This is a genomic window from Paraburkholderia sediminicola (assembly GCF_046027355.1).
GTDB lineage: Bacteria > Pseudomonadota > Gammaproteobacteria > Burkholderiales > Burkholderiaceae > Paraburkholderia > Paraburkholderia sediminicola_B.
Map to the genome: position 1 here is coordinate 113,259 of NZ_JAQQEK010000016.1, position 25,175 is coordinate 138,433.

Consider the following 25,175-nt stretch of genomic DNA (forward strand, 5'->3'; position numbering starts at 1 on the left):
ATGTCGGCACTATTGGAGACTCGCGCGCTGAGCGCGTTTTACGGTGACTTCCAGGCGCTGTTCGGCATCGACGTGACGGTGGCGCCGGGCGAAGTGATCGCGCTGATCGGCTCGAACGGCGCGGGTAAGTCGACCTTTCTGAAATCGGTGGCGGGTCTGCTGCGTCCGCGCACTGCCGAGCAGATCCTGTATCGCGGCGAGCCGGTCGGCGCTACGCCGGCAGCGAGCATTGTCGGCAAGGGCATTGCGCTGGTGCCGGAAGGACGGCGTCTGTTCGCGAGTTTGAGCGTCGAAGAGAACCTGTTGCTCGGCGCGTTCAGCAAAAGGCCAGGGCGCTGGAATCTGCAAAGCGTCTATGCGCTTTTCCCGGCGTTGCGGGAGCGCCGTCATCACGCGGCCACGGCGTTATCGGGCGGTCAGCAACAGATGGTGGCGATCGGCCGCGCGCTGATGAGCAACCCCGATCTGCTGATGTGCGACGAACTTTCGCTCGGCCTCGCGCCGGTGATCGTGCGCGAAATCTACGCGGCGTTGCCCGAGATCGTCTCGCATGGCATGAGCGCGATCGTCGTCGAGCAGGACGTGCAACTGGCGCGCCGCGTGTCGTCGCGTTTCTATTGCCTGCAGGAAGGGCGCGTGTCGTTGACGGGCGTGTCGGCCGAAGTGTCGGACGAGGCGATCACGCAGGCGTATTTTGGAGTGGCCGCATGAACACGTTCATCAATATCGTCGTGCAGGGCGTGCTGTTGGGCGCGCTATACGGGCTCTTCGCGATGGGCCAGTCACTGGTGTTCGGTGTAATGCGGCTCACCAATACCGCGCATGGCGACTTCATCGTGCTGCTGGTGTTCGTGCTGTTCGCCTTGACGAGCTTCGCTCATCTGCCGCTCGCCGTCGCGCTCGTGCTGTTGCTCGTGATCGCGTTCGGCGCGGGGTATGCCGTGCAGTTCGCGCTTCTGAACCGCGTCAGCAGCCGCGATCCGCTGCCGTCGCTGATCGTCACGTTCGGCCTGTCGATCGTGATCCAGAACGTGTTGCAGCAGATCTTCTCCGCGGATCCGCGTTCCATCGCCACCGGCAGCTTCGAATCGCAGAGCATCACGCTCGCGGGCGGCGTCACGCTCGGCTATCTGCCGCTCGTCACACTGGTGGCGACGGTGGCGCTCGCCTTCGCGATGCAGTGGCTGTTCGGCCGCACGCCGCTCGGCCGCGCGTTTCGCGCCACCTCTGACGATCGCGAGATCGTGCAACTGATGGGTGTCTCGTACCGCCGCACCTATGCGCTGGCGATGGGCATCGCTTTCGTGCTGATCGCGGTGGCCGCGGCGCTCTACTCGATGCGCACGGCGGTGTCGCCGACCGATGGGCCGGCGCTGCTGCTGTATGCGTTCGAGGCAGTGATCATCGGCGGAATGGGGTCGTTCTGGGGCACCTTCGTCGGCGGCATGGCGCTCGGCATTGCGCAGCAGGTGGGCTTTTACTTCGACCCCGGCTGGGGCATCTGGCTCGGCCACGTGGTGTTTCTCGGCGTGCTGGTGGCGCGGCCGCAGGGCTTGCTGCCCAAAACCGCATAGAGGCTTCGACATGACCATGCAATTGAACCAGCCCGCAGCGGGCTTCGAGGTGCGGCGCGCGACGCGTGCGAGCCGCGTGGCGGTGATCGTGCTGCTGATCGTCGCGCTGGCGGTGGCGAGCGCGCCGTGGTGGGCAGGGCGCGACGCCATGCGCGACTTCGTGCAACTGGCGTCCTACCTGGTATTCGCGTTGATGTGGAACCTGCTGGCCGGTTATGGCGGGATGGTGTCGATCGGCCAGCAGGCATTCTTCGGCATCGGCGGATACGGGATGCTGATTCTCGCCAACTATTGCGGCATCTCGCCGTTCATCGCGGTGCCGATTGCTGCCGTGATTGCGACGGTGGTGGCGATTCCGGTGTCGATGGTGGCGTTCCGGCTCGAAGGCGGCTACTTCGCGATCGGCACCTGGGTGATCGCGGAAGTGTTCCGGCTGACGGTGGCGAACGTCTCGGTGCTCGGCGGCGGCTCGGGCACGAGTCTCACCGCATTGCAGGACGTGCCGCGTGCGCTGCGCGAATCGCTGACGCTGTGGCTGGCGCTAGCCATCGTCGCGGCGGCGATCGGACTGCTGTATCTGTTTCTGCGCTCGAAAGCCGGTCTCGCGTTGACCGCGATGCGCGACAACGCGGTGGCGGCCAGCAGCCAGGGCGTCGACGTGAAGCGCGCGCGCCTGATCGTCTATCTGGTGTCGGCGTGCGGCACCGCACTGGCGGGCGGCCTGTACTTTATCGGCAACCTGCGCATTTCACCCGACGCCGCGTTCTCGGTGAACTGGAGTGCGTTCGGCATTTTCATCGTGATGATCGGTGGCCTCGGCACGCTCGAAGGGCCGATCCTCGGCGCGCTGATTTTCTTCCTCTTGAACCAGTTCCTGTCCGATTTCGGCACCTGGTATCTGATCGGCCTCGGCGCGCTGGCGATCGTCGTGACGATGTTCTTTCCGCAGGGACTATGGGGCTTCGTGTCGCACCGCTACGGCCTGCAATTGTTCCCCGTGGGCCGGCGCGTCGTGTTTCGCGACGCGGGTCCCTCTCAACAACGCTCGCCGGACGGCGCGTCCGATCCGCTCGACGCGGGTTCGGCGGCACACCGCGCATGAGGCCAACCATGAACGATAAAACCATCCATCAGTTGACGCAGAACGTGCTCGACACGTTTGCCGATTGCACCGATCCGCGCCTCAAGCAGATCATGACCGCGCTGGTCACACACCTGCATGCATTCGCCAGCGAAGTCGAACTAACCGGGGACGAATGGCGCCGTGGCATCGAATTCCTGACGGCCACCGGCAAGATGTGCAACGGCATCCGCCAGGAATTCATTCTGTTATCGGACACGCTCGGCCTGTCGATCATGATCGATGCGATCAATCACGGGCGCGGCGGCGTCACCACCGAGAGCAGTCTGCTCGGTCCGTTCTATCGCGAAGGCGCGAAGGAAGAAGAATTCGGCGCCAACATCGCGCGAACGGAAGGCGAGCCGACGCTGATTCATGGCCGTCTCGTCGACGAGCGCGGCGCGCCGGTGCCCGGTGCGTTGATCGAGGTGTGGGAAACGGCGAACAACGGCATGTATGAAGGCCAGGATCCCGATCAACCCGAGAGCAACCTGCGCGGTAAATTCCGCTCGGGGCCGAACGGCGAATACGCATTCAGGACCATCAAACCGACCAGCTATCCCATTCCGACCGATGGCCCGGTCGGACAGATGCTGATGGCGACCGGCCGTCATCCGATGCGGCCTGCCCATATCCATTTCCTGATCGTTGCACCCGGCTACGAGACGCTGACCACCGCGCTTTACTCCGAGGGCGATCTCTATGTCCACTCCGATGCGGTGTTCGGCTCGAAGCCGTCGCTCGTAATCGACTACGTGCCGAATCACGACGCGGCCGCTGCCAAAGAGTGGGCGCTGCCAAGCCCGTTCTTCGAAGTACAGCGCGACTTCGTGCTATCCGCGCGGCAGGGATGAGGAGGCGAGGCGATGAACGCGGTGAATGCCGAACCTCACCAAGGCTTTCTCTGCGCGCTCGACGATATTCCCGACGGCGGCGCGCTTGAGATCCCCGCTGACCAGGCCGGCGCACCAGGCGTCGTGATTCTGCGCCGCGGCGATGACGCGTGGGCGTACCGCAATGTGTGCCCGCACTTTTCGATTCCACTGAATTACGAACCGAACACGTTCTGGGCCTACGACGCCGAATTGCTGATGTGCGCGCATCACAGCGCGATGTTTCGCTTTGAAGACGGCGTGTGCGTCGATGGACCGTGCGAGGGTGCCTCGCTCACGCCGGTCGACATCCGCATCGAACAACGACAGATATTCAACAACGACTGGAGGAGACAGCTATGAAAGGGACCAAGCCGAAGCGCCTGGCAATGGCAGGCTGCACGTTCGCGTGCATCGCGCCGGGTATCGCCTGCGCGCAAAGCAGCGTGACGCTGCAAGGCGTGATCGATGCGGGCGTCACGTATGTGAACAACCAGCACGGCGGCGCCGCGACGCTGTTCGATAGCGGCGTGCTCTCGCCGGACCTGCTGACGTTCAAAGGCAGCGAAGATCTGGGCGGCGGCAACAAGGCGATTTTCGAACTCACGTCGCAGTTCGATCTGGGCAGCGGCGCGACGATTCCGGGCGCCGGACAGATCTTTAACCGCACGGCGCTGGTCGGTCTCACCAATGACCGCTTCGGCTCGCTCACCTTCGGCACCCAGTACGACTTCATGTTCGAGACGCTGACGCTCGGCCTGTATGACGGCGCGTTCCTGTTCGGCGGCATTTACGATTTTCGCCAGGGGCCGTTCACCGCGTTGGGCGTGCCGAACAATCCGACCGGTTCGTTCGATTTCGACCGCATGGCGGGCGCGACACGCGTAGGGAACTCGGTCAAGTATCGCAGCCCCGACATCGCAGGCTTTACGTTCGGCGCGCTCTATGGATTCGGTGGCGTACCCGGCTCGTTCTCGTCGGACTCGACGATGAGCTTCGGCGCGAACTACGCGAACGGTCCGTTGGGCGTCGGCGCGGCGTATGTCGAGGTGAAGTATCCGCAACTGGGCGATGGTCACGACGGCATCCGCAATTTCGGCTTCGGCGCGCACTACAACTTCGGCAGCGTGCTGGGGATGCTGCTCTACACCAACACGAAAAACACCGCGAGCGGCGCGAAGATCGACGTCTACAAGGGCGGGGCGTCGTGGACGATCTCAGGTCCGTGGACGCTCGGTCTCGATTACGCGTACATGAAAGGCAACGACGTATTGCTGAACAACAAGGCGCAACAGGTCACCACCGCGTTGCAGTACAACTTTTCGAAACGCACCACCGCCTATGTCGAAGCGATCTATCAGCGCGCCAGTGGCGACGCGGCTGTGACGCGGGCCTGGATCAACGGTTTGCTGCAACCGGACGGCGCGGCGAGCAACCGGTCGCAGACGCTTGCGCGCGTCGGTTTGCGTACCAGCTTCTGACGATACAGGCGTGCGCTGTCTTATCCAGGCTATTGCGATAGTCGACGCGAGTGGATGCCGGCTTCACACCGGCCCAATGCACTGACGCGCCTCGTCGCTCGACAATACGCCGCGGTCCTTGCGATTCGCGGCGCTGGCTGCGTACACGTCCTTGCGTGCGTGTGTGATGCCTAGCGGTTCGAAGCCGTTGGCCGGGTTGAAGGCCATCTGGTTGATGCGCGCTTCGTCGTCGGCGGAGGGCGGTGACGCGATCTCCAGTACGCCTATCGCAATCGGCGTGCCCGCCCATACGACCGATGCATCGTTGACCGGCGTGCTTTCTTCATCCACGAAGAACTGAGCGCAGAGTTGCCATTTGAGTGGGCCGGTTTTTAAGCGGTTTAACAGGTCTTCGCGCAGATAGTCGTTGCCGTTACGGTCGCCGTTTGTTCCCGGCACGGTTGTATCTTCGGGTTGAAGCGAGTACTTGATGGCCGCGGCGCCCAGCTTGACGACCGAGCCCCAGAACCGCTCGGTCGTGAGACTCTCGACGGCGTGCAGGGTCGTCTCCTTTGCCAGGATCGCGACGATGCGGGCTGTCTCGACGGGGCCCAGTTTGCCGCTCAACACTTCCATCGACGCCTGCTCCAGTGCGCCAAGCGCACCTTTGGCGATCTGGGCGACGAGGATATCGGCGAAGTCCATGAACTGCACCGCGTTTCGCGCGTGCGAACGGCCGCCCTCGTTGGTCATGAGAAGATCGGTTTCAATGCCCTGCGCGGTGAAGAACTTGACGGCGACACCGCGAACGTCGGCGGCCTGGTCCGAAAAAGGACACGGCTGGCCGTTCGAAAAGCGGCAGGCGACCCGATAGCAAAGCGACGGTCCGAGTTCGTCCTCTTTCACAAAGGGGCCATGTTTGAGCGCAATGGGTATCGTTTCGAAGATTCGCAGCGTGCCGAAGGCGCCGAGCGTTTGCTTCTGATGCTGACCGCGGTCGACGCGGCCGTCCAGATGAGTCGTGCTACTCGCGGCAATCGTCGCTTGCTGCGCCTTGATTTTCTCGACAAGGAGGGCGATCGCCTGCGCGTCTTCGGGCTGGTCGATCCAGCCTGCGCCGCGTTCTGCTGTGTCGGGGGAGTCGTTGGCCATGCTCGTCCTCCATCAAGGGTCGCCGCGATGGGAATGCGTCCAAGCCTGCGCTGAGGTAGCAAACGTGTTGCTGCCGGAGCGCATGGATTTGAACTACATCGTAGACTACGGCGCAATCGAACGCATGAGCACCGCGATCGAACGAGCGGCGGTTCCCCCGCTTAGTGCGTGCCCGACGGGTTCGGCGGCGGCAATGTGGGATCGAGCTTGGCGGACTCTTTAACGAGTTGTTGCGTCATCGCTGCCGCGACGGCATTCGAGCCGCGATGCGGCTGATCGTCGTGCACAAATGGCTCAGCAGGCTGAGGCGGCGGGAGCGCCGGATCCAGCTTGGCGGATTCCTTGACGAGTTCGTCCGTCGCAGAAGTGGAGACTGAAGTTGAATCGCGGCGGTGCAGACCGTCACGGCCGCGACCGGGTTGCACAACGGTGGCTGTTTTTGAATCGGTGGCGGCCAGGACGGTGGCCACCGCGGGCGTTTGCACGGTTTGCGGGTGCGGTTGTGCCGGTTGCCGTGGCAATTGCGCCGCGTGCTCCGTTGACGGTTCGGGCGCGGGCGCAGACGTGATGTGTCCCTGCACAGATTGCGCGGGGATTTGCACAGGGACGCGTGCGGCGTTATCCGCGCTTGCGCCGGGCGACGGGGCGCCGTTTGCGTTGTCGGCGGTCACATGTAACGTACCGGACTGAACCTTATCCGAGGCGAGCGCTGCAGAGCCGTCCGTAACGGCCCCGGGATCGCGCGTCGACGGGTCGCTTTTTGGGGACAGTAGGTAGACGGCGAATGCGACCTCTGCAAGCACAAGGCCGACTACCAATGCTTTTCCGATATTCCTCATAATTAGTCAACGGGTGCTCGGAGCGATGCAATCGCACATCATAACCAACCGCCCGCCGGCGGTTTGTAACGAGAGGTATGCGGAAGTAACCGGAATACTCGGCGCGGAGCATGCTAGATTTGACTTATCGCGCCATCAACGGAGTTTGTTCCATGGACACTCATTCGATTCTGGGCATGATTCACGCCGAAGAGGCATTACTGGTCTCCATCGTACGGTCGTTACCGCCCGACGTGCGACGCGCGGTCGCTAACGATTTCCACGAGCAAGCTCAACTCGCCGAGACGTCACATCTGAATCCCACCACCGATCGTGAGGCGAGCGACGCATTCAAGGCTCACATCAGACGGCTGTCGAACATGCTTGCGTCGCTATCCTGAGGAGATAGGGGGCGCTGCGGGAGCGAGGGCGCGGACGGCGTGCGGTCTCGACCCATCACGCCGGAGTCGGCCGGGACCGCACGCTCGATTCAACAACCCCAAACCGCACCGATCAGACCTGAGAAACCCTGCGCGACGATTCGACGAGCATCCGCGAATAGGGATGCGCCAGTTCCGCCGTCGACAGATCACTGGCACCGCGTGTCTCGACAATTTCGCCCTTGAGCATGACCGCCACACGATCGCACAGATGCACCACCACACCGAGATCGTGAGTAACGAGCAAGTAAGTCAGCCCCTCCTTCTGACGTAAGTCCGAAAGCAGGTTCAGAATTTCCGCCTGAACGGAGACGTCCAGCGCGGAGGTCGGCTCATCCAGAAGCAGCACACGCGGCTCGAGCACCAACGCGCGCGCGATGGCGACGCGTTGCCGCTGTCCGCCGGAAAGTTGGTGTGGATAGCGCCGGCGAAAAGACGCATTCAGTCCCACCTTGCTCAATGCTTTGTCGATGCGCGTATCAATGCTGTCTAGCCCATGTATTTTCAACGGCTCCCCCAACGCGGTTTCGATCGTATGCCTTGGGTGCAGCGATCCGAACGGGTCCTGAAAGACCATCTGCACCAGCCGGCTTCGGGCGCGATCGATCTTGCGGCCGATCTGGACGCCATTCAGCGCGATCTCTCCGCTCCAGCCCCGGTAGAGGCCCGCCACACAACGCAGAATCGTGCTCTTGCCGCATCCCGATTCGCCGACCAGCCCGAACACCTCACCTTCATCCACGCTCAGATTGACGCCCAGCAATACGGGGTTCGCCGCCGCGCCCGAGCCGAACGTGAGTTCGAGATTCCTGATATCGATCATAACCATCGGTTTTCCTACTCAGTTAGCCAACGCGGATCACGCTCGAGTTGCGGCAGTCGCGCGCGCCGGTGCTCCATGCTCGGCAACGCATCCAGCAGGCCGCGCGTATAGGGATGCGTTGCGTGATCGAGCCTTGCGGCCGCAATCGATTCGACCACCCGGCCCGCATACATGACCAGCACGCGATCGCAGAAGTCGCGCACCAGATTCAGGTCATGGCTGATGAACAGCAGGCCAAGATTGTTTTCAGTCACGAGTTCATGCAGAACGTCCAGCACCTGCAGTCTCACGGAGATGTCGAGTGCCGAGGTCGGCTCGTCCGCGATCAACACTTCCGGCTTCGGGATGAGCATCATCGCGATCATGACGCGTTGGCCCATTCCACCGGAGATTTCGTGAGGGTACAGACGTGAAGCTCGCAATGGATCGCGAATGCGGACTTTCTCCAGCATCTCCAGCGCGCGTTCGTGCGCCTCTTTCGCGCTCGCCCGATGATGCGCGGAGTAGGCCTCGGCGATCTGATGGCCGATCCGCTTGACCGGATTCAGCGCGAACTTCGGATCTTGCAGGATCATGGACATGCGTCGGCCGCGGATCGAGCGCATGGTCTTTTCAGACGCGCCGAGAAGATCGGTCTCGTCAAACCGCAGTGCTTTCGCGGAGATCCTCGCGGAGCGCGGATGCAGTCGGAGCAGGGTGCGTCCGATCGTCGATTTCCCGGACCCCGATTCGCCGACGATCGCGAGCTTCTCCGTCCCGAGCGCGAACGACACGCCCCGCACCGCGTCGAAAGTCCCTTTCTCGCTGGTGAAACTCACGCGCAGGTCGTCTACTTCGATCTTGCTGGCAGCGGTATGAGCAATAGAAATTGGCTGGTCCATCGGTGTTCCTTATTCGCTTCGCGGATCGAGCAGATCGCGCAGTCCGTCGCCGAGCAGATTGAACGCAAGGCTCACGATCATGATCGCGGCGCCCGGCACCGTGACGAGCCACCAGCACTCGATCATGTAACGCCTTCCCGCGGAAATCATCGTTCCCCACTCGGGCGACGGCGCCTGCGCGCCGAGCCCCAGAAAGCCGAGTCCCGCGGCGGTGAGAATGACGGTCGCCATGTTCATCGTGAGCCGCACGATCACCGATGAGAGGCACAGCGGCCAGATATGGCGTACGAGTATGCGAATCGGTGACGCGCCTTGCAGCTTGACCGCCGAAATGAAATCCGCGTTTCGCAGCGAGAGGGTTTCGGCTCTGGCGAGGCGCGCAATTGGCGGCCACGACGTCAGCGCGATCGCAAGGACCGCGTGTTCGAGGCCCGGTCCCAGCGCGGCGACAAACGCGAGCGCCAGCACGAGACTCGGAAACGAAATGAAGATGTCGGTGATGCGCATGAATACCGTATCGACCCATCCGCGGAAATAGCCGGCCGCCGTGCCTACCGCGAGGCCCACCGGCCCGACGATGATCGTCACGAGGCCCACGATATACAGCGTGATGCGCGCGCCGTACACGAGCCGGCTAAAGACGTCGCGACCGTACTCGTCGGTGCCGAACCAGAAGTCGCCGCCGGGTGGGCGCAGGGCGTTGGACAGATCCTGCTGGAAAGGCGGGTGCCGGGCGATCAGCGGGGCGCAGATCGCGATGAGCGCCAGCGCGAGCACCACGAACGCGCCGGCTGTGCTGAGCGGATTGCGCAGCATGCGCCGGCCGAGCCGCAGCAGATTGGCGAAGCGGCCTTCGGAGCCGGGCAGGGTCATGGTGCTTTGTCCACCGAAAGTCGCGGAATTGCCGGAAATTTTCATGTCTCGAACTCGATGGCGTTCAGTGTGTGCGTGGATCGAAGACGCGGTACAGGGCGTCGGTGACCAGATTCAGCGTGATGAAAACCAGCCCGACGATCAGCACGCAGCCCATCACCGCGTTCATGTCGCCGAGCAGCAGGCTGCTGGTGAGGTACTGCCCGAAGCCGGGCCACGCAAACACGCTTTCGATCAGCACGGCGCCTTCGAGCAGCGAGCCGTAGGCGAGGGCGACAATGGTGAGCAACTGAACCATGATGTTGGGAAACGCGTGCCGCCAGATCACGCTGCGCTCCGATAGGCCCTTCACGCGAGCGGTCAGGATGTATTCCTGCGAAAGCTGGTTGAGCATGAAACTGCGCGTCATCCGGCTGATGTACGCCATCGAATGCAGGCCGAGGATGCAGGCGGGCAGCGCGATATGGCTGAATGCGCTGCGAAACACGGCCCATTTGCCCTCGAGCGCCGAGTCCAGCAGCAGGAATCCGGTGAGCGGTTTGAGGTCGGCTTCGAACGCGAGGCCGACCCGGCCGACGCCGCCGGACCAGCCCAGCTTCTGATAGAAGAACAGCAGCCCGAGCATGCCGACCCAGAAGATCGGAGTCGAATAGCCGAGCAGACTGAAGAGGCGAATCACGTTGTCCGCGATGCGGCCTCGGTGCGTGGCGGCCGCGACGCCGAGCGGAATGCCGGCCAGCGTGCCCAGCACGATCGCGACGGTCGCGAGTTCGACGGTCGCCGGGAACACGCGCACGATGTCCTCGATCACCGGCCGCCCGGTCAGCAGGGCGCGTCCGAGATTGCCGTGCAGCAGGTCGGTCAGATAGCGCAGGTATTGGACCCAGACAGGTTGGTCGAGTCCGAGTTGAACATAGACCTGGTGATACAGCGCCTGGTCCGCGTCGGGTCCGACCACCGACAACACCGGATCGATCGGCATGACGCGACCGATCACGAAGGTCAGCGTCAGCAGGCCCAGCAGCGATGCCGCCACGTTGGCGAGCCGCGACAGCACCCGCGTGTGCCGGTATGACTGCTTCGTCCGCCGGCGTAGTGTTATTTCTGACATGTCTCGCTCCACTTGTTTTCGGCTGCGGCCAACGGCATTCAGCGTTGCTTGTAGACGTCCCGCAGGCGCGTGGTCCACGCCGGGCTCACGAAGTAGCCGCGCACATCGTTCGCGAGGACCACGGTATTGGTCATCTGCGAGATCGGAAAGATCGGGCCGACATCCGCGTCGTAACGCTGCTGCACCTGCTGATAAAGCCGGATCTGTTCAGCGCCGTCGCGCTCCCGTTCGGCCTGTTCGATGAGGCGATTGATCTGCGGATCGCTAAAGGAAGTCCGCCAGCCCTGGAAGTTCGTGAGCTTCGCCGACGCCGCGTTGTTCGGGTTGTAGACGAGCGCGCGCAGATTTGAGTACGGATCGGGTTCCATGCCACCGCCGCCGCGTCCCACGACGATCTGGAAGTCGCGGTTGCGCATGGCGCCATAGACCTGATTGCCGGTGCCCGACAGCACCTCGGCCTGAATGCCGGCTTGCGCGAGTGTCGACTGAAGCGAAGTCGCGATGTTCATGAACGGGGGATCGGCCAGCACCCGGATATTGGTTTTGAAGCCGTCCGGAAAGCCGGCTTCCGCCAGCAATTTTCTGGCGGCGGCAACGTTGAGCGCATAGCCCGGATCAGGCAGTGACGCCGGCAGTGCGGACTGCACCGGACGCTGATGGAACACGCCATAGTTCGGCATGATGGTGCGATTGATGCCGTCGTAGTCGATCAGACTGCGGATCGCTTCGCGCACGCGCCGGTCGGCAAATTTTGGATCGCTCATGCTGAGCGCGACGTAGTACATCGAACCACTCGCAACCGACTCGACCGCGACGTTCGGGTCATGTTTGAGCGCATTGAGATCGGGCGCCGACATGCCCATCGCCACGTCGAGATCGTTTCGATCGATCATCAGGCGCAACGATTGCGATTCGGGAATGTGCCGGAGCACCACCGCGCGCAGTTTCGCCGGGCCGCGCCAGTAGCCGTCGAAACGCGTCAGCAGCATGACGTCCTCGGGCCGCCAGCGTGTCAGCGCGTATGGTCCCGAGCCCGCTGCATGCGTGGTCAGCCACTGCGCGCCGTAATCGCCGTTGTGTTCGTGCGCGAGCACTTCCTTGCGGTCGAGCACCACGGCGCCGATCGATGTCGCCAGCGTGTAGATGACCAGACGCGGATCGGTGGGACGCGGAAGATGAATCACCAGCGTCGATGCGTCGGTCGCTTCAATCGAACGCTCCACGTTCGCGGCGGAAAAGCCATAAGCCTTCCACGGCGAAGCGAGGGCGCGATTGATCTTCAGCGTGCGCGCCAACGACCACGCGGCGTCCTCCGCGGTCAACGGATTGCCCGATTGAAACTTCACGCCGCTGCGTACCTTGAAAACGATGCTGCGCCGGTCGTCGGCGATCGTCCAGCTCTCGGCGATGCCGGGGCGGACCTGCGTCGGATCATGAGGGTCGAGTTCGACGACATAGTCGTAGAGATTCGCGGCCACGGGCACGACGTCATTGCCGGTTGCCGAGGCCGGATCGAGCGTCAGAACATTGTTCATGTTCATCCCGACCAGCAACTGATCGGGCGGCGTCGCCGCGACGGCGAACCGGCCGGCTGCCAGAACCAGCATCGTGGCGAGCGCAACGGCCTTCAAAGGGTGCAACACATTCACTGCTGTCTCCTGCATGATTTCTACTTCCCGACAACGGCCAGCCTATGGTCGGCTTTTCTTTTGCTGGCCGGTTTCAGTATGTCCGTACGGTATGCGCGCGGATATAGTCGAAGTCGATGTCCTCGCCGAGGCCTGGTGCCTGCGACAGATGAACGAAGCCGTCCTCGTCCATCGGGTCGGACAGTGAGCGCAGATAGGCCGGCACTTCGTCGTAATCGAGGAACGGATGCAGCAGGCCGCGCTCATACCAGCGGCAGTTCTTGATGGCGGCGACGACGGCCAGATTCGCGGCGCCGTTGCCGTGCACCTCGCAGTCCATCCCGAACGATTCGGCCAGATGCGCGACCTTCAACGTCGGGCCGATGCCGCCGACGCCCGGCACACCCGCGCGAAGAATGTCGCACGCGCCGGCCATCACCCAGTCCGCACGGGTGTGATGCTTGCCTGACATCGATTCGGGGCCGATCACCGGAATGTCGAGCTGGCCGGCGAGCCACGCATACGACGCGATGCTTTGTTCATTCATCATCTCCTCGAACCACGCGAAGTTGAGTTTCTCGAGCGCACGTCCAATGTACAGCGCGTCGGTGCGGCTGTACCAGTGAAAGCCGTCGAGCATCAGGTCGATGTCCGGGCCGACTGCTTCGCGCACCGCCGCGCAGGCTTTCACGTCCATTTTCGGGTCGGGCGCGAACGAAACGGGCGGCATCCACGTGTGAAGTTTGATCGCCTTGTAGCCGCGCTTGACGAGTTTTTCCGCGAAGCGTGCATAGTCCTCGGGCGTGGCCAGACCGCCTTCGAGCGTATCGCCGCACATGGTGCTGCCATACGCGGGCACCTTGTCGCGATAGCCGCCGATCAGCTTGTAGACGGGCTGTTGCATGACGCGTCCGGCGAGATCCCACAGCGCCTGTTCGACCACCGCCAACGCGCGGTCGGTGAGCTGTCCGGCGCTTCCGCGTTGCCAGTGAGCGAGGTCCTGCCAGATCTGCTCGCGCATGAACGGATGCTGGCCGGTCAGCGACTTGCGCACGAATGCATCGAGGATGAACGGACGGATCACCTCGGGCGGTGCGAACGCGTGGCCGGCGCTGCCGTCATCGGCCTGCACGGTCAGCATGGCCATTTCGACCTGCTTCTGTTCGCCCGGATGCGAATGGCCGGCACTGTCCACCGAGCGGCGGGACGGGTAGGTGAACACCACGCCGCTGATTTTTTCGATCTTCATGTTCTTCCTGATTTCAGTGTGTTGCTGACGAACGGCATTGCGCATGGCGGCTGACCGCGAGCGTGCGCTGCTGGACCGGCGGCCGTCCGTACGTCGATGGCTATTGCTAGAAGCGATGCCGGAAGCCGACCATCCCGACGAATTGCGAGCTGCCCGAGGACGGTGTCGAATTGGAAATGCGGCCGACCATCGCCACCGAATTCACGATGTCGCCCGTGCCGGCAGCGCCCAAGGTCTGACCCAGCGCGTGTTGATACGCTTCGAGGAGGTAGATCGTGCTTCGCTTCGAAAGGCTGTAGGTCTGTTCGAACGAGAACTGGTGAAAGCGCGCGGGATCGCTCACCCCATTCGCCGACGATGCGCGCGTGTAGCTGTAGCCCGCGGCGAGGGAGATCGCCGGGTTGACCAGGTACGTCGCGATGGCACCGAAGTTGTTGAAGACCGCGGTGTCCTTGAAGAGCGAGCCCGCATCAGGCTGGTACTGGACGTTCGCGTAATTGACGCCGACCAGCAGTGGCCCGAACGTGTAGTTCGCCGCCGCGGCGAGATATTGCACGGCGTGAGCGCTGACGTAGCCGGCATTGATCGGCGACTGGTCGAACGTTCCGGTGGCGTTGGTGCTGAACTTGCCCGGCGTGTCGTTGTTGGTGACCTTCAGGTAACCCACGGCGAGGGCCAACTTGTTGTAGTTGTATTTCAGTGCGGCGCTGAACGTATTGCCTGACGGGAAATCGCCCGCCACGCCTCCGAGCGCATACAGGGTGCTGACCTGAAGACCCGCGATGTTCGGCGAGGTATAGGTCACGGCGTTGCTTGCCCGGCTGTCGACGTCGAGCTGGTCGATATCGCCCGGGTGTGCGCCGGTGGCGCCCGTCAGCACCGGCGCCGAACCGAGAGCGCCGACGTACAGGAGATAAGGCGTGTACTGGCGGCCGAGTGTCAGCGAGCCGTACTGGTCATTGCTCACGCCAACGTAGGCAAGGCGGCTGAAAATATAGCCCGCGTCGCTCATCGCTCCGTTGTTGACGTTGAAGCCGCTTTCCAGGCGGAAGAACGCCTGATTGCCGCCGCCCAGGTCCTCGCTTCCCTTGAAGCCGAACTTGCTCGACTCGAGGCTGCCGCTTTTCAGATAGACGTTTGATTTGCCCTTCTGGTTGCTGGTGTAGGCGATGGCGTCGTCGACGGCGCCATAGAGCGTGAAACTGGTCTGGGCGAGCGCCGCGAGCGGCGTTGCGCTTAGCAAGGCTGACACGACCGTGGGTACAACGACTCCTTTTCGCATCTGTTCTCCTGTCTCGGTAGTTTTTGTCTGGCGTGATCAGGCGGAAGACCCGCCGGCTTGTTACCTGTATGACAACACCTGTGAGACATCCTATAACATGGCGCTAAGCTGTGACAAGAGAGTTGATGTTTTATTAGGGTAAACGGCGAATGATTTGGATGGATCGGTACTGACTTGCTGTATGTTATCGTACAACTAAGCTGGCTGATGTGGATCCATCTGACATCCCGTATAACAACGGCCGCGTCGCTCGGCCACACGACGCCTGACCTTATAATCACCGTGCTGATTCAACGCAAAACAACCGAGGGGATAGTGCAATGCCAACGTCGACACCGTCTGGAAGCATCAGGCGTCGGCCACGTAGCCTCGCTCAGGAAGTGCTGGATTCCCTGACGGAGCAGATCCGTTCGGGCGCCCTTGCGCCCGGCGTGAAACTGCCCAGTGAATTTGAACTGACCCAGACGCAAGGGGTGAGCAGAACCGTGATTCGCGAGGCAATCCTGCGATTGCAGGCCTCGGGACTGGTCGAAACACGTCAGGGTATCGGCACTTTCGTCCTCGAGAACGTCGAACGGGCGGTTGAGCTCGAATCGACGAAATTGCAGGGAGGGCGCGACGTCTTCGCGATCCTCGAGCTGCGCACCTGTATCGAGACCGAGGCTGCCGGTCTCGCCGCGCAACGCGCCGATGCACGCGATCTGGAAAACATCTTTCAGGCGCTGCAGTCTATCGAGGCTCGCGCGCGACTCGGTGAAGATGCCTCATCGGAAGATTTTCAGTTTCACATGCAGATCGCGCGTGCCACGCGCAACCCTTATCTGGTCGATGTGCTTTCGCAGCTCGACCCGCGCAAGGCGCCGCGTGCGAATCTGGATCCCGAGCGCTATCTGTCGCGTGTCAATCACGAGCACACGGACATTTACGAAGCCATTGCGCGTGGCGAGGCCGAAGGCGCCCGGGCCGCGATGCGCATGCATCTGATCAACAGCCGTGAGCGCATGCGGCGCGCGTCCGTGAATGCTCAAGGCTGACGTCAGGGCGAGCGCTCGCCTACGCTGATCAAACACCATCCACGACGAAGAAGCTTTCAATCATGAAACGACACAGCGGTGTGTTCACGACGTTGGCATCCATCCTGGTATCCAGCGCGGTCTTGCCCGCATTCGCGCAACCCAACGACGCGAGCGCCCCGCAGGCCACAACTTCAAAACCAGCAAGTGCATCGATGGCGGCCGTATTCGCTCCGAGCGGTACCTTGCGCGCGTCGATCAATCTCGGCAACCCCGTGCTGGCCGCGCTCGATCCGGCGACGGGCAAGCCGGTCGGCGTGTCCGTCGATCTCGCCAGCGAATTCGCCAAACGGCTCGGCGTGCCGCTGCAACTGGTCGCGGTGAAGTCGGCGGGCGCCTCGGTCGAGAACGTCGAGCAGGACAAGGCCGACATCGGTTTCTTCGCCGTCGATCCGAAGCGGGGACAGGAAATCGCATTCACGAAGCCGTATGTGCTGATAGAAGGCTTTTATCTCGTGCGCGCCGCCTCGCCGATCACCACCAACGAGCAGGTCGATCAATCCGGCGTGACGGTCGCGGTCGGCAAGGGCAGTGCCTACGATCTGTTTCTGACCCGCGAACTACACCACGCGACGCTCGTGCGGATTCCGACTTCTCCTGCTGTTGTGCAAGGCTTTCTCGATCAGCATCTGGACGTGGCCGCCGGCGTCAAGCAGCAGCTCGAAAAGGACGCCGCCAAAACAGGCGGAGTGCGCCTACTGGACCAGCGCTTCATGGTGATCCGTCAGGCGATGGGCGTACCTAAAGCAAAAGGCGACGACGCGGCCGCATACCTGTCGAAATTCGTCGAGGACATGAAAGCGTCCGGCTTCGTCACGGCATCGCTGGCGCGGCATCAGATCACCGGCGCGGTGGTGGCGAAAGACAACGACTAACGCGGCCTAGGGCGACGCGTTCTGTTGCCCCGGCTTCCGCGGATCACTCAGTTCGCTAGCGGACCAGCCGCCTCCCAGGTCGCCGATCAACGACGCCGCATCGAGCAGCCGTGTTTGCTGCACGTTCAATGCGGTCTGCTGAAGATTCAACTGCGTCGCCTGCGCCGTCGCGACCGTCGTAAAGTCCACCGTCCCAGCCTGATATTCATTGCGCGCGATCTCCGTGCCGCGCGTGGCGTCGCGCACGGCGCGCTCCAGCACCTCGGCTTGCTGCGCGAGGATCCGCAATCCGGCAAGGTCGTTCTCCACACCTTGGAACGCCGTCAAAACGGTGCCGCGATAATTGGCCACGGCCGCTTCGTAAGACGCTCTTGCCGCGTCGATCTGCGCGCTGCGCTGGCCGCCATCGAAAAGCGTTTCGCTCGCCTGGCCGCCCAGCGACCAGACATAGTTGCCGATGTGCAGCAGGCCGGCCAACGGCGACTGCGTGAAGCCGTCCAGCGCCGATAGCGAAATCGTCGGGTAATACGCGGCGACGGCCACGCCGATCGCGGCGTTTTGCGCCGCCATCTGGCGCTCGGCGGCGGCAATGTCGGGCCGGCGTTCCAGCAGCGTGGACGGCACGCTGACAGGAATGGACGGCAGCGTCGGCAGCGTGGTGTTCTGGGGGATGTCCAGCTCTTCCGGATTTTTGCCGACCAGCACGGCGATCGCATGAACGTTTTGAGCTCGCGCGACGCCCAGCGCAATCAGACTCGATTGCGCCGACTCCAGTTGCGTCTGCGCGGTCACCAAATCGGAAGGTGGCACAGTGCCGGCTCTGTCCTGCTCGGCGACGACGCGCAACGATTGCTCGAACGCATCGACGGTGTGAGTGAGCAAGTCGATATTCGCGTCCGTCACGCGCAGATCGATGACGGCGTTCGCCAGCGCGATTTGCTCGGAGAGCGTGGCGTTCGCGAGCGTCGCCTGGCTCGCCTGCGCGGTGGCGGCGCTTTCCTCGATGTTGCGTCGCACGAGGCCCCACAGGTCGGGCGCCCAACTCGCATTGGCTTCGAGCGAGCCGGCGTTGTTTATGCGCTGGAAACTGCTCGCGCCCGCAGCGCCACCGAATGAACTGCTATTGAAATTGCCGGTCGACGACCGTGCGCGCGTCGCCGATCCGGTCACGCCGATCGTCGGGAACAGGGCGCTACGCGCAAGCCGCACTTCGGCGAGCGCCTGCTGGTAGTTCGCATAGTCCTGGCGCACGGTCTGGTTCGACACCGACACGAGCGGCTCGAACTCGTTGATGAGCGGGTCGTTGAAGCCCGTCCACCAGTCGCCCTTCGGACGCTCGGCGGCGGGCTGCGCTTCGGTCCAGCCGGGCAGTTCCTTCCACGTGGCGGGCGTCGCGACGGGCGGGCGATGATAATCGGGGCCGACCGTGCAGCCGCCTGTCAACACAGTCGATAAGGCCAGCATCGCGCCGGCCAGTCGGGTGGGGGAGATCGTCTTCATCATGCGCTCGTATCCGGTGCTTCGCCGCGGCGATTCCACGGCAGGCGCGCTGACCATTTCGCGAGTCGCGCGCGCAGCCGGTCGAGGTACAGATAAATCACCGGCGTCGTGTACAACGTAAAAACCTGACTCACGAGCAACCCGCCCATGACCGTCACGCCGAGCGGCTGGCGCAGCGACGCGCCCTGGCCGATGCCGATCGCCAGCGGCACCGCGCCCAGCACGGCGGCGGCGGTCGTCATCATGATCGGACGCAGCCGCACCACCGCGGCCTCGTGAATCGCATCGCGCGCGTTCATGCCGTCGTGGCGCTGCAACTGGATCGCGACATCGACCATCATGATGCCGTTTTTCTTGACGATGCCGATCAGGAGAATGATGCCGATCATCGCGATCACCGAAAAGGGCGTGCCGAAAATCAGCAAGGCCAGCGTCGCGCCGATGCCCGCCGACGGCAGTGTCGACAGGATCGTGAGCGGGTGCACCGTGTTTTCGTACAGCACGCCGAGCACAAGGTAGACCACCACCAGCGCGGCGAGAATCAGCAACGGCACGGCGCCCATCGACTGCGCATACGCTTGCGCGGCGCCGGCGAACGCGCCGTGCACCGACGCGGGCATGCCGATGTCGCGTTCGGCCTGCGCAATGATCTGGCCGGCCTCGCTCAGCGATCCGCCGGCCGGCAGATTGAACGAGATGGTGCCGGCCACGAGGCCGCTCTGGTGGTTCACCTGGGTCGCGGTATGGCTGTTCGAGAAGGTCATCATCGCGGAGAGCGGGACCATGGTTTCCGCCGCGGTGCTGTCCGCGCTGCCGCTGGAATTACCACCCTTGCTGTTCGAGATGCTGTTGGTCTGCTGGTTTGCTTCCGCATCGGCGTTCAGCGAATTCGTATTTGCGCTGGTGCTCGACGCGCTGCTGACCGCCGCCGCCTGTTGCACGGCTTTGACCGTGGCGCGGGACATCTGCGTCTGCTGCGTGCCGTTCGCGTTGCCCGCGGCCGTGCTCAGGTAGATCTGGTTGAGTGCTTGCGGATACTGCCAGTAAGCCGGCGCGACTTCCATCACGACGAAGTACTGATTGAGCGGGTTGTAGATGGTCGACACGGTGCGCTGCCCGAAAGCGTCATACAGCACATTGTCGATCTGGTTCGGCTGGAAACCATAGCGCGTGGCGGTCGCGCGGCTGAAGTTCACGTAGGTCTGCAAGCCGTTCTGCTGCAGGTCCGAGTTCACGTCCTCCAGCTTGCCGCGGTATTTGCCGAGTTCGGTCACGAGTTTCGGCGCCCACGTGAAGAGCGCGTTCGCATCGTCGCTGGTGAGCGTGTACTGGTATTCGGCAGCGGCCTGGCGTCCGCCGATCTGCAGATCCTGCTGCGCCTGCAGGAAGAGCCGCGCGCCCGAGACCGCGTTGAGCTTGGGCCGCAAGCGGTTGACCACCTCCGTCGCCGACAGATGGCGCTGCGCGAGCGGTTCGAGTTCAATGAACACGTTGGCGGTGTTCAGCGCGCGTCCGCCGGTGAAGCCCGCAACCGACGCCACCGCCGGGTCCTGCTTCACGATCGCCTGCAATTGCGCGAGCTTCTTTTCCATGGCGTTGAACGAGACACTCTGATCGGCGATGATCTGCCCGATCAGAATGCCGGTGTCCTGCTCCGGAAAGAACGTCGCGGACAGGAAGCGGGCCAGGAACACGTTGAGCACGAGCAGGCCGATCAGCAGAAGGACGACCGCGAGCGCGTGATCGAGCGCGGTCGAAAGCGAACGCGAATACGCCTGCTTGAAGCGCTCGAACTGCGCCTCGACCCAGCGTGCCCAGCGTGCCTTTGAATGCATTGCGCGTTCGTGGCTGAGCAGGTAGGCGCACATGACCGGCGTGATGGTCAGCGAGATGAGCAGCGACAGCAGAATCGCGATCGAGAGCGTCACGGCGAACTCGTGAAACAGCAGCCCGACAATGCCGGGCATCAGCAGGATCGGCAGAAACACGGCGATCAGCGAGAGGCTCATCGAGATCACCGTGAAGCCGACCTCGGCGCTGCCGCGCAGCGCGGCTTCCTTCGGCTCGAGACCGGCCTCGAGATGACGCACGATGTTCTCCAGCACCACCACGGCGTCGTCGACCACGAAGCCGGTACCGATCGTCAGCGCCATCAGCGAGAGATTGTCGATGCTATAGCCGAGCAGATACATCGGGCCGAATGCACCGACGATCGACAGCGGCAGCGCGACTGCCGGAATCAGCGTGGCGCGCGGCGAGAGCAGGAACACGAACACCACGCCCACCACCAGCAGCACCGCGATGAACAGTGTGCGCTCGGTATCGGCCACGGAGGAGCGCACCGACTCCGAGCGGTCGATGGCGACGTTCACGTGAATCGTGCTCGGCAACGCGGCTTCAATGATCGGCAGGCGCGCGCGGATCTGCCCGACCGTCTGTACCACGTTGCTGCCCGGCGTCGGATAGACGATCACCAGCACCGCCGACTTGCCGTTATAGAGCCCGGCATTGCGGATATTCTCGTTCGAGTCGCGCACCTGGGCGACGTCGCGCAGCAGGACGGGCGCGCCGTCGCGATAGGCGATCACGACGTCGCGATACGGCGCGGCCTTGCTGATCTGATCGTTCGACGTCACCACGTAGCGCTGCTCGCCCTGATCGATATGGCCTTTCGCGCTGTTCGCGTTCGCCGCGCCGATCGCCGCGCGCACGTCTTCGAGGCCGATGCCGTAGCTGTTCAGCTTGCCCGGCTCCAGTTCGACGCGCACCGAGGGCAACGCGCCGCCGCCGAGCGTGATCTGCCCGACGCCGTCGATCTGCGACAACTGCTGCTGGATCACCGAATCGGCGGAGTCGTAGAGCTGCGCTTTGGTCAGCGTGTCGGAGGTCAGCGCGAGCACCATGATCGGCGCGCCCGCAGGGTTGTACTGGCGATACGTCGGATTGCTGCGCAGCGTGGTCGGCAGATCGGCGCGCGCGGCCTGGATGGCGGCCTGCACGTCGCGTGCCGCGCCGTTGATATCGCGGTTCAGGCCGAACACCACGATGATCATCGACGAACCCACGTAACTGATCGAGGTGAGCTGGTTCACATCGGCGATGGTGGCGAGGCGCCGCTCCAGCGGCTCGGCAACCGTGGCGGCCATGATTTCCGGACTCGCGCCCGCCATGTTCGCCTGCAACGCGATCACCGGAAAGGCGATGTTCGGCAGCGGCGCGACCGGCAGCCGGAAGTAGGCGAGCACACCCGACAGCAGGATCGCGACCGCCAGCAGCGCGGTCGCGACCGGGCGCCGGATGAAGAGCGCCGAGATGTTCACGGCGCGTTCTCCGGCGGCGCGGCGGCGCCGTCATTCGCGGCGCGGCGCCGGTTCTTCACGCGCTGCGCGGCGCGGTCGAAGAACAGATAGATCACCGGCGTCGTGAACAGCGTCAGCACCTGGCTGAGCGTGAGCCCGCCGATGATCGCGAGACCGAGCGGCCGGCGCAGTTCCGAACCGGTGCCGGTGCCGAGCAGCATCGGCAGCGCGCCGAGCATGGCGGCGAGCGTGGTCATCAGGATCGGCCGGAAGCGCAACAGCGACGCTTCAAAGATCGCTTCACGCGCCGGCTTGCCGTGCACGCGCTCCGCTTCGAGCGCGAAGTCGACCATCATGATCGCGTTCTTCTTGACGATGCCGATCAAGAGCACAATGCCGATGATGCCGATCACGTCGAGGTCGCTGCCCGCGATCATCAACGCAAGCAGCGCGCCGATGCCGGCCGACGGCAGCGTCGAGAGAATCGTCACCGGGTGGATGTAGCTTTCGTACAGCACGCCGAGCACGATATACACCGCAACCAGCGCGGCGATCAGCAGATACACCTCGCTGGAAAGCGAATCTTCGAACGCCTGGGCCGCGCCCTGGAACGAGGTCGTGATCGACGGCGGCAGCTCCACCGCGTGCTCGGCGTCGCGGATCTGCGCAACGGCGGCGCTGAGCGACGCGTCCTGCGCGAGGTTGAACGAGATCGTGACGGAAGGGAACTGCGCGAGATGGCTGATCAACAGCGGCGATTGCGTGATGCTGATCTTCGCGATGCCCGACAGCGGCACTTGGCCGGTGCTGCTGGTCTGGCTCGGCAAATACAGATTGCCGATCGACTGCACCGTGGGAATCGTCTCGGGCTTCGCCACCAGAATCACGCGGTATTGGTCGGACTGCTGGAAGATGGTCGAGACGATGCGCTGGCCGAGCGCGTCGTACAGCGCGTTGTCGATCGTGGCCGCCGTGATGCCGTAGCGCGCGGCAAGCTGGCGGTTCACTTCGACGTTCACGCTCAGGCCGTTGGTGTTCAGATCGCTGGTGACGTCCGTGATGGCGGGAATCTGCTTCATGCGCGCAATCAGCGCGGGCACGTACTGGTTGAAGGCCTGCTGGTTCGGCCCGCGCAGCACGAAGTTGTACTGGTTGCGCGAGATCGACGTGTCGAGCGTCAGGTCCTGCTCGGGCTGCAGATAGAGACGAATGCCGGGCACGTCGGCGACTTCCTGCTGGATGCGGCGGCCGATTTCCTCGGCGGTGACCGAGCGGTCGTCGCGCGGGCGCAGATTGATCAGGAAGCGGCCGTTGTTCAGCGTCGGATTGGTGCCGTCGATGCCGACGTACGACGTGAGCGACACCACGTCGGGATCCTTCAGAATCGCGTCGGCGAGGGCGCTTTGACGCCGGACCATCGCCGTATACGAGACCGAGTTGTCGGCCACGCTGATGCCCTGGATCACGCCGACGTCCTGCACCGGGAACAGTCCTTTCGGAATCACGATGTACAGGATCGCGGTGAGCGCGACCGTGATCAGCGCGACCACCAGCGTCAGCGTCTGATGATCGAGTACCCAGCGCAGGCCGCGTTCGTACGCGGCGAGCGTCTTGTCGAACAGGCCTTCGCTGATGCGCTCGAAGCGGCTCGGATGGCGCTGCGCCTGCGCGCGCAACAGACGCGCGCACAGCATCGGCACGACGGTCAGCGAGACCACCGCCGAGATCACGATCGTCACCGCGAGCGTGATCGCGAATTCGCTGAAGAGCCGGCCGATCACGCCGCCCATGAACAGCAGCGGGATCAGCACCGCGATCAGCGAGACCGTCAGCGAAAGGATCGTGAAGCCGATCTGCCCGGCGCCTTCGAGCGCGGCTTCGAGCGGCGTCTTGCCTTCCTCCAGATAGCGCACGATGTTCTCGATCATCACGATCGAGTCGTCCACGACGAACCCCGTCGCGATGATCAACGCCATCAGCGAGAGGTTGTCGATCGAATAGTTGAGCTGGTACATCACGGCGAGCGTGCCGATCAGCGAGACCGGCACGGAGATGCTCGGAATGATGGTGGCGGGCACGTTGCGCAGGAACACGAAGATCACCAGCACGACCAGCACGACGGCGAGCACCAGTTCGAACGCGGCGTCCGAAACCGACGAGCGGATCACGCCGGTGGTGTTCGCCACCACCGTGACCTGCAGTCCGGCCGGCAGCGTCGATTCGAGCGCCGGCAACTGCTTCATGATCTGGTTGACGGTGGCGATCACGTTCGCGCCCGGCTGACGTTGCACGTTCAGCACGATGGCCGGCGTGCGCCCGTACCACGCGCCGCGTTCCACATCTTGCGCGGCCTGGCTCACACGCGCGACATCGCGCAGATAGACCGGCGCGCCGTTCTGATAGGCGATCACGGTGGCGAGATAGTCTTGCGGGTCGACGATCTGATCGTTCGCGTTGATCGTGTAGTCGAGTTCCGGACCGTCGAAGTTACCTTTCGGCTGGCTGACGTTGACGTTCGCAAGCAGCGTGCGCAGATCGTCGAGATTCAGGCCGTAGGCGGCGAGCTTTTGCGGGTCCGCTTCGACGCGCACGGCCGGCACGTTGCCGCCGGCGGTCGTCACGAGACCGACGCCGGGGACTTCGGAAATCTTCGTGGCGAGGCGATTGTTGGCGGTGTCCTGCAATTGCGTCAGCGACATGGACTTCGAGGTGACCGCGAGCGTGAGGATCGGCTGATCGGCCGGATTGACCTTCGCATAGGTCGGCGGCGCGGGCAGGCCGGTCGGCAGGAAGCTGTTGGCGGCGTTGATCGCCTGCTGCACGTTCTGTTCGGCGATGTCGAGATTCAGCGAGAGATCGAATTGCAGCGTGATCACCGAGGCGCCTTCCGAACTGTAAGACACCATCTGCTGCAAGCCCGGAATCTCGCCAAGTTGCACTTCGAGCGGCGCGGTGACGGTGGTCGCCATCACGTTCGGACTCGCGCCCGGATAGAAGGTCTGGACCTGGATGGTCGGATAGTCGACGTCGGGTAGTGACGAGACGGGCAAAAAGCGCACCGCGACCAGGCCGACGAGCACGAGCGCGATCATCAGCAGCGACGTCGCCACGGGTCTCAGGATGAACAGGCGGGAGAAGTTCATCG

The 25,175-nt window shown here is 63.4% G+C and carries 22 protein-coding genes; 9 read left to right on the forward strand and 13 right to left on the reverse strand.

The features are described from left to right. Genes PQR42_RS25905 through PQR42_RS25930 form a run of 6 tightly spaced genes read left to right on the forward strand, consistent with a single transcriptional unit; the run spans window position 1 to window position 5,047 of the window. Entirely contained in the window at window positions 1–711 is a 711-nt protein-coding gene (locus PQR42_RS25905; RefSeq protein WP_408389674.1) for an ABC transporter ATP-binding protein, read from the forward strand. Beyond that, window positions 708–1,574: a branched-chain amino acid ABC transporter permease gene (locus PQR42_RS25910; protein WP_408389672.1), complete on the forward strand. Its 867-nt coding sequence runs from the start codon at window positions 708–710 to the stop codon at window positions 1,572–1,574. The genes PQR42_RS25905 and PQR42_RS25910 overlap by 4 nt, the downstream gene beginning before the upstream one ends. A 10-nt stretch (window positions 1,575–1,584) precedes the next feature. Then, the gene (locus PQR42_RS25915) at window positions 1,585–2,676 is read left to right on the forward strand and encodes a branched-chain amino acid ABC transporter permease (RefSeq protein WP_408389670.1); all 1,092 of its coding nucleotides are present in this window, start codon (window positions 1,585–1,587) and stop codon (window positions 2,674–2,676) included. A gap of 8 nt (window positions 2,677–2,684) precedes the next feature. After that, on the forward strand, window positions 2,685–3,548 hold the full coding sequence (locus tag PQR42_RS25920) for an intradiol ring-cleavage dioxygenase (protein ID WP_408389668.1): 864 nt from the start codon (window positions 2,685–2,687) through the stop codon (window positions 3,546–3,548). 12 nt (window positions 3,549–3,560) lie between these two features. Next, window positions 3,561–3,929: a Rieske (2Fe-2S) protein gene (locus PQR42_RS25925; protein ID WP_408209107.1), complete on the forward strand. Its 369-nt coding sequence runs from the start codon at window positions 3,561–3,563 to the stop codon at window positions 3,927–3,929. Then, on the forward strand, window positions 3,926–5,047 hold the full coding sequence (locus PQR42_RS25930; RefSeq protein WP_408389666.1) for a porin: 1,122 nt from the start codon (window positions 3,926–3,928) through the stop codon (window positions 5,045–5,047). The genes PQR42_RS25925 and PQR42_RS25930 overlap by 4 nt, the downstream gene beginning before the upstream one ends. Before the next feature lie 63 nt (window positions 5,048–5,110). On the opposite strand, the gene PQR42_RS25935 is transcribed toward PQR42_RS25930, so the two are convergent. Continuing rightward, complete coding sequence (locus PQR42_RS25935; RefSeq protein WP_408389664.1) at window positions 5,111–6,178, reverse strand: catalase family protein; 1,068 nt, start codon at window positions 6,176–6,178, stop codon at window positions 5,111–5,113. Between the two features lie 161 nt (window positions 6,179–6,339). Next, entirely contained in the window at window positions 6,340–6,663 is a 324-nt protein-coding gene (locus PQR42_RS25940; RefSeq protein WP_408493944.1) for a hypothetical protein, read from the reverse strand. 506 nt (window positions 6,664–7,169) lie between these two features. On the opposite strand from PQR42_RS25940, the gene PQR42_RS25945 reads away from it, so the two are divergent. Continuing rightward, complete coding sequence (locus PQR42_RS25945) at window positions 7,170–7,397, forward strand: hypothetical protein (protein WP_106284719.1); 228 nt, start codon at window positions 7,170–7,172, stop codon at window positions 7,395–7,397. A 112-nt stretch (window positions 7,398–7,509) separates the two neighbouring features. Here the strand turns inward: PQR42_RS25945 and PQR42_RS25950 are convergent, their stop codons facing one another. The 7 genes from PQR42_RS25950 to PQR42_RS25980 all read right to left on the reverse strand — a co-directional run bounded on the left by PQR42_RS25950 (window position 7,510) and on the right by PQR42_RS25980 (window position 15,283). Continuing rightward, the gene (locus PQR42_RS25950) at window positions 7,510–8,259 is read right to left on the reverse strand and encodes an ABC transporter ATP-binding protein (protein WP_408389765.1); all 750 of its coding nucleotides are present in this window, start codon (window positions 8,257–8,259) and stop codon (window positions 7,510–7,512) included. Window positions 8,260–8,273: 14 nt separating this feature from the next. Next, a complete protein-coding gene (locus PQR42_RS25955) occupies window positions 8,274–9,140 on the reverse strand; it encodes an ABC transporter ATP-binding protein (RefSeq protein WP_408389660.1) in 867 nt (288 codons plus the stop codon). Between the two features lie 9 nt (window positions 9,141–9,149). Then, a complete protein-coding gene (locus PQR42_RS25960) occupies window positions 9,150–10,013 on the reverse strand; it encodes an ABC transporter permease (RefSeq protein WP_408389763.1) in 864 nt (287 codons plus the stop codon). A gap of 64 nt (window positions 10,014–10,077) precedes the next feature. Beyond that, window positions 10,078–11,124 carry an ABC transporter permease gene (locus PQR42_RS25965; protein WP_408209119.1) on the reverse strand — a complete coding sequence of 349 codons (1,047 nt, stop codon included), beginning with the start codon at window positions 11,122–11,124 and terminating at the stop codon, window positions 10,078–10,080. A 38-nt stretch (window positions 11,125–11,162) separates the two neighbouring features. Next, a complete protein-coding gene (locus PQR42_RS25970; protein WP_408389658.1) occupies window positions 11,163–12,773 on the reverse strand; it encodes an ABC transporter substrate-binding protein in 1,611 nt (536 codons plus the stop codon). A 73-nt stretch (window positions 12,774–12,846) separates the two neighbouring features. After that, window positions 12,847–14,001: a mandelate racemase family protein gene (locus PQR42_RS25975; RefSeq protein ID WP_408389656.1), complete on the reverse strand. Its 1,155-nt coding sequence runs from the start codon at window positions 13,999–14,001 to the stop codon at window positions 12,847–12,849. A 106-nt stretch (window positions 14,002–14,107) separates the two neighbouring features. Next, a complete protein-coding gene (locus PQR42_RS25980; RefSeq protein ID WP_408209126.1) occupies window positions 14,108–15,283 on the reverse strand; it encodes a porin in 1,176 nt (391 codons plus the stop codon). 320 nt (window positions 15,284–15,603) lie between these two features. Here PQR42_RS25980 and PQR42_RS25985 point away from each other — a divergent pair, with 320 nt between their 5' ends. Next, window positions 15,604–16,317, forward strand: coding sequence for a FadR/GntR family transcriptional regulator (locus tag PQR42_RS25985; RefSeq protein ID WP_408209129.1), 714 nt, complete (start codon window positions 15,604–15,606; stop codon window positions 16,315–16,317). 28 nt (window positions 16,318–16,345) lie between these two features. On the opposite strand, the gene PQR42_RS25990 is transcribed toward PQR42_RS25985, so the two are convergent. Beyond that, window positions 16,346–16,558, reverse strand: a complete 213-nt coding sequence (locus tag PQR42_RS25990; RefSeq protein ID WP_408389771.1) for a hypothetical protein — start codon at window positions 16,556–16,558, stop codon at window positions 16,346–16,348. Here PQR42_RS25990 and PQR42_RS25995 point away from each other — a divergent pair. After that, entirely contained in the window at window positions 16,512–17,231 is a 720-nt protein-coding gene (locus PQR42_RS25995) for an ABC transporter substrate-binding protein (RefSeq protein ID WP_408209313.1), read from the forward strand. The genes PQR42_RS25990 and PQR42_RS25995 overlap by 47 nt on opposite strands. A gap of 6 nt (window positions 17,232–17,237) precedes the next feature. On the opposite strand, the gene PQR42_RS26000 is transcribed toward PQR42_RS25995, so the two are convergent. From PQR42_RS26000 to PQR42_RS26010, 3 genes are read right to left on the reverse strand one after another with little or no spacing between them, the layout of a single operon-like run. Continuing rightward, window positions 17,238–18,734: an efflux transporter outer membrane subunit gene (locus PQR42_RS26000; protein ID WP_408389654.1), complete on the reverse strand. Its 1,497-nt coding sequence runs from the start codon at window positions 18,732–18,734 to the stop codon at window positions 17,238–17,240. Next, entirely contained in the window at window positions 18,731–22,051 is a 3,321-nt protein-coding gene (locus tag PQR42_RS26005) for an efflux RND transporter permease subunit (protein ID WP_408209135.1), read from the reverse strand. The genes PQR42_RS26000 and PQR42_RS26005 overlap by 4 nt, the downstream gene beginning before the upstream one ends. Next, window positions 22,048–25,173, reverse strand: a complete 3,126-nt coding sequence (locus PQR42_RS26010) for an efflux RND transporter permease subunit (protein WP_408389652.1) — start codon at window positions 25,171–25,173, stop codon at window positions 22,048–22,050. Before PQR42_RS26010 ends, PQR42_RS26005 begins: the two co-directional genes overlap by 4 nt. Window positions 25,174–25,175: the final 2 nt, after the last annotated feature.

Coding starts and splice junctions, on each gene's coding strand:
- PQR42_RS25955 (WP_408389660.1), bottom strand. CDS start 9,140: ATGGACCAGCCAATTTCTATTGCTCATACCGCTGCCAGCAAGATCGAA.
- PQR42_RS25910 (WP_408389672.1), top strand. CDS start 708: ATGAACACGTTCATCAATATCGTCGTGCAGGGCGTGCTGTTGGGCGCG.
- PQR42_RS25920 (WP_408389668.1), top strand. CDS start 2,685: ATGAACGATAAAACCATCCATCAGTTGACGCAGAACGTGCTCGACACG.
- PQR42_RS26000 (WP_408389654.1), bottom strand. CDS start 18,734: ATGATGAAGACGATCTCCCCCACCCGACTGGCCGGCGCGATGCTGGCC.
- PQR42_RS25985 (WP_408209129.1), top strand. CDS start 15,604: ATGCCAACGTCGACACCGTCTGGAAGCATCAGGCGTCGGCCACGTAGC.
- PQR42_RS25950 (WP_408389765.1), bottom strand. CDS start 8,259: ATGATCGATATCAGGAATCTCGAACTCACGTTCGGCTCGGGCGCGGCG.
- PQR42_RS26010 (WP_408389652.1), bottom strand. CDS start 25,173: ATGAACTTCTCCCGCCTGTTCATCCTGAGACCCGTGGCGACGTCGCTG.
- PQR42_RS25995 (WP_408209313.1), top strand. CDS start 16,512: ATGGCGGCCGTATTCGCTCCGAGCGGTACCTTGCGCGCGTCGATCAAT.
- PQR42_RS25980 (WP_408209126.1), bottom strand. CDS start 15,283: ATGCGAAAAGGAGTCGTTGTACCCACGGTCGTGTCAGCCTTGCTAAGC.
- PQR42_RS25965 (WP_408209119.1), bottom strand. CDS start 11,124: ATGTCAGAAATAACACTACGCCGGCGGACGAAGCAGTCATACCGGCAC.
- PQR42_RS25945 (WP_106284719.1), top strand. CDS start 7,170: ATGGACACTCATTCGATTCTGGGCATGATTCACGCCGAAGAGGCATTA.
- PQR42_RS25905 (WP_408389674.1), top strand. CDS start 1: ATGTCGGCACTATTGGAGACTCGCGCGCTGAGCGCGTTTTACGGTGAC.
- PQR42_RS25915 (WP_408389670.1), top strand. CDS start 1,585: ATGACCATGCAATTGAACCAGCCCGCAGCGGGCTTCGAGGTGCGGCGC.
- PQR42_RS25960 (WP_408389763.1), bottom strand. CDS start 10,013: ATGACCCTGCCCGGCTCCGAAGGCCGCTTCGCCAATCTGCTGCGGCTC.
- PQR42_RS25975 (WP_408389656.1), bottom strand. CDS start 14,001: ATGAAGATCGAAAAAATCAGCGGCGTGGTGTTCACCTACCCGTCCCGC.
- PQR42_RS25930 (WP_408389666.1), top strand. CDS start 3,926: ATGAAAGGGACCAAGCCGAAGCGCCTGGCAATGGCAGGCTGCACGTTC.
- PQR42_RS25935 (WP_408389664.1), bottom strand. CDS start 6,178: ATGGCCAACGACTCCCCCGACACAGCAGAACGCGGCGCAGGCTGGATC.
- PQR42_RS25925 (WP_408209107.1), top strand. CDS start 3,561: ATGAACGCGGTGAATGCCGAACCTCACCAAGGCTTTCTCTGCGCGCTC.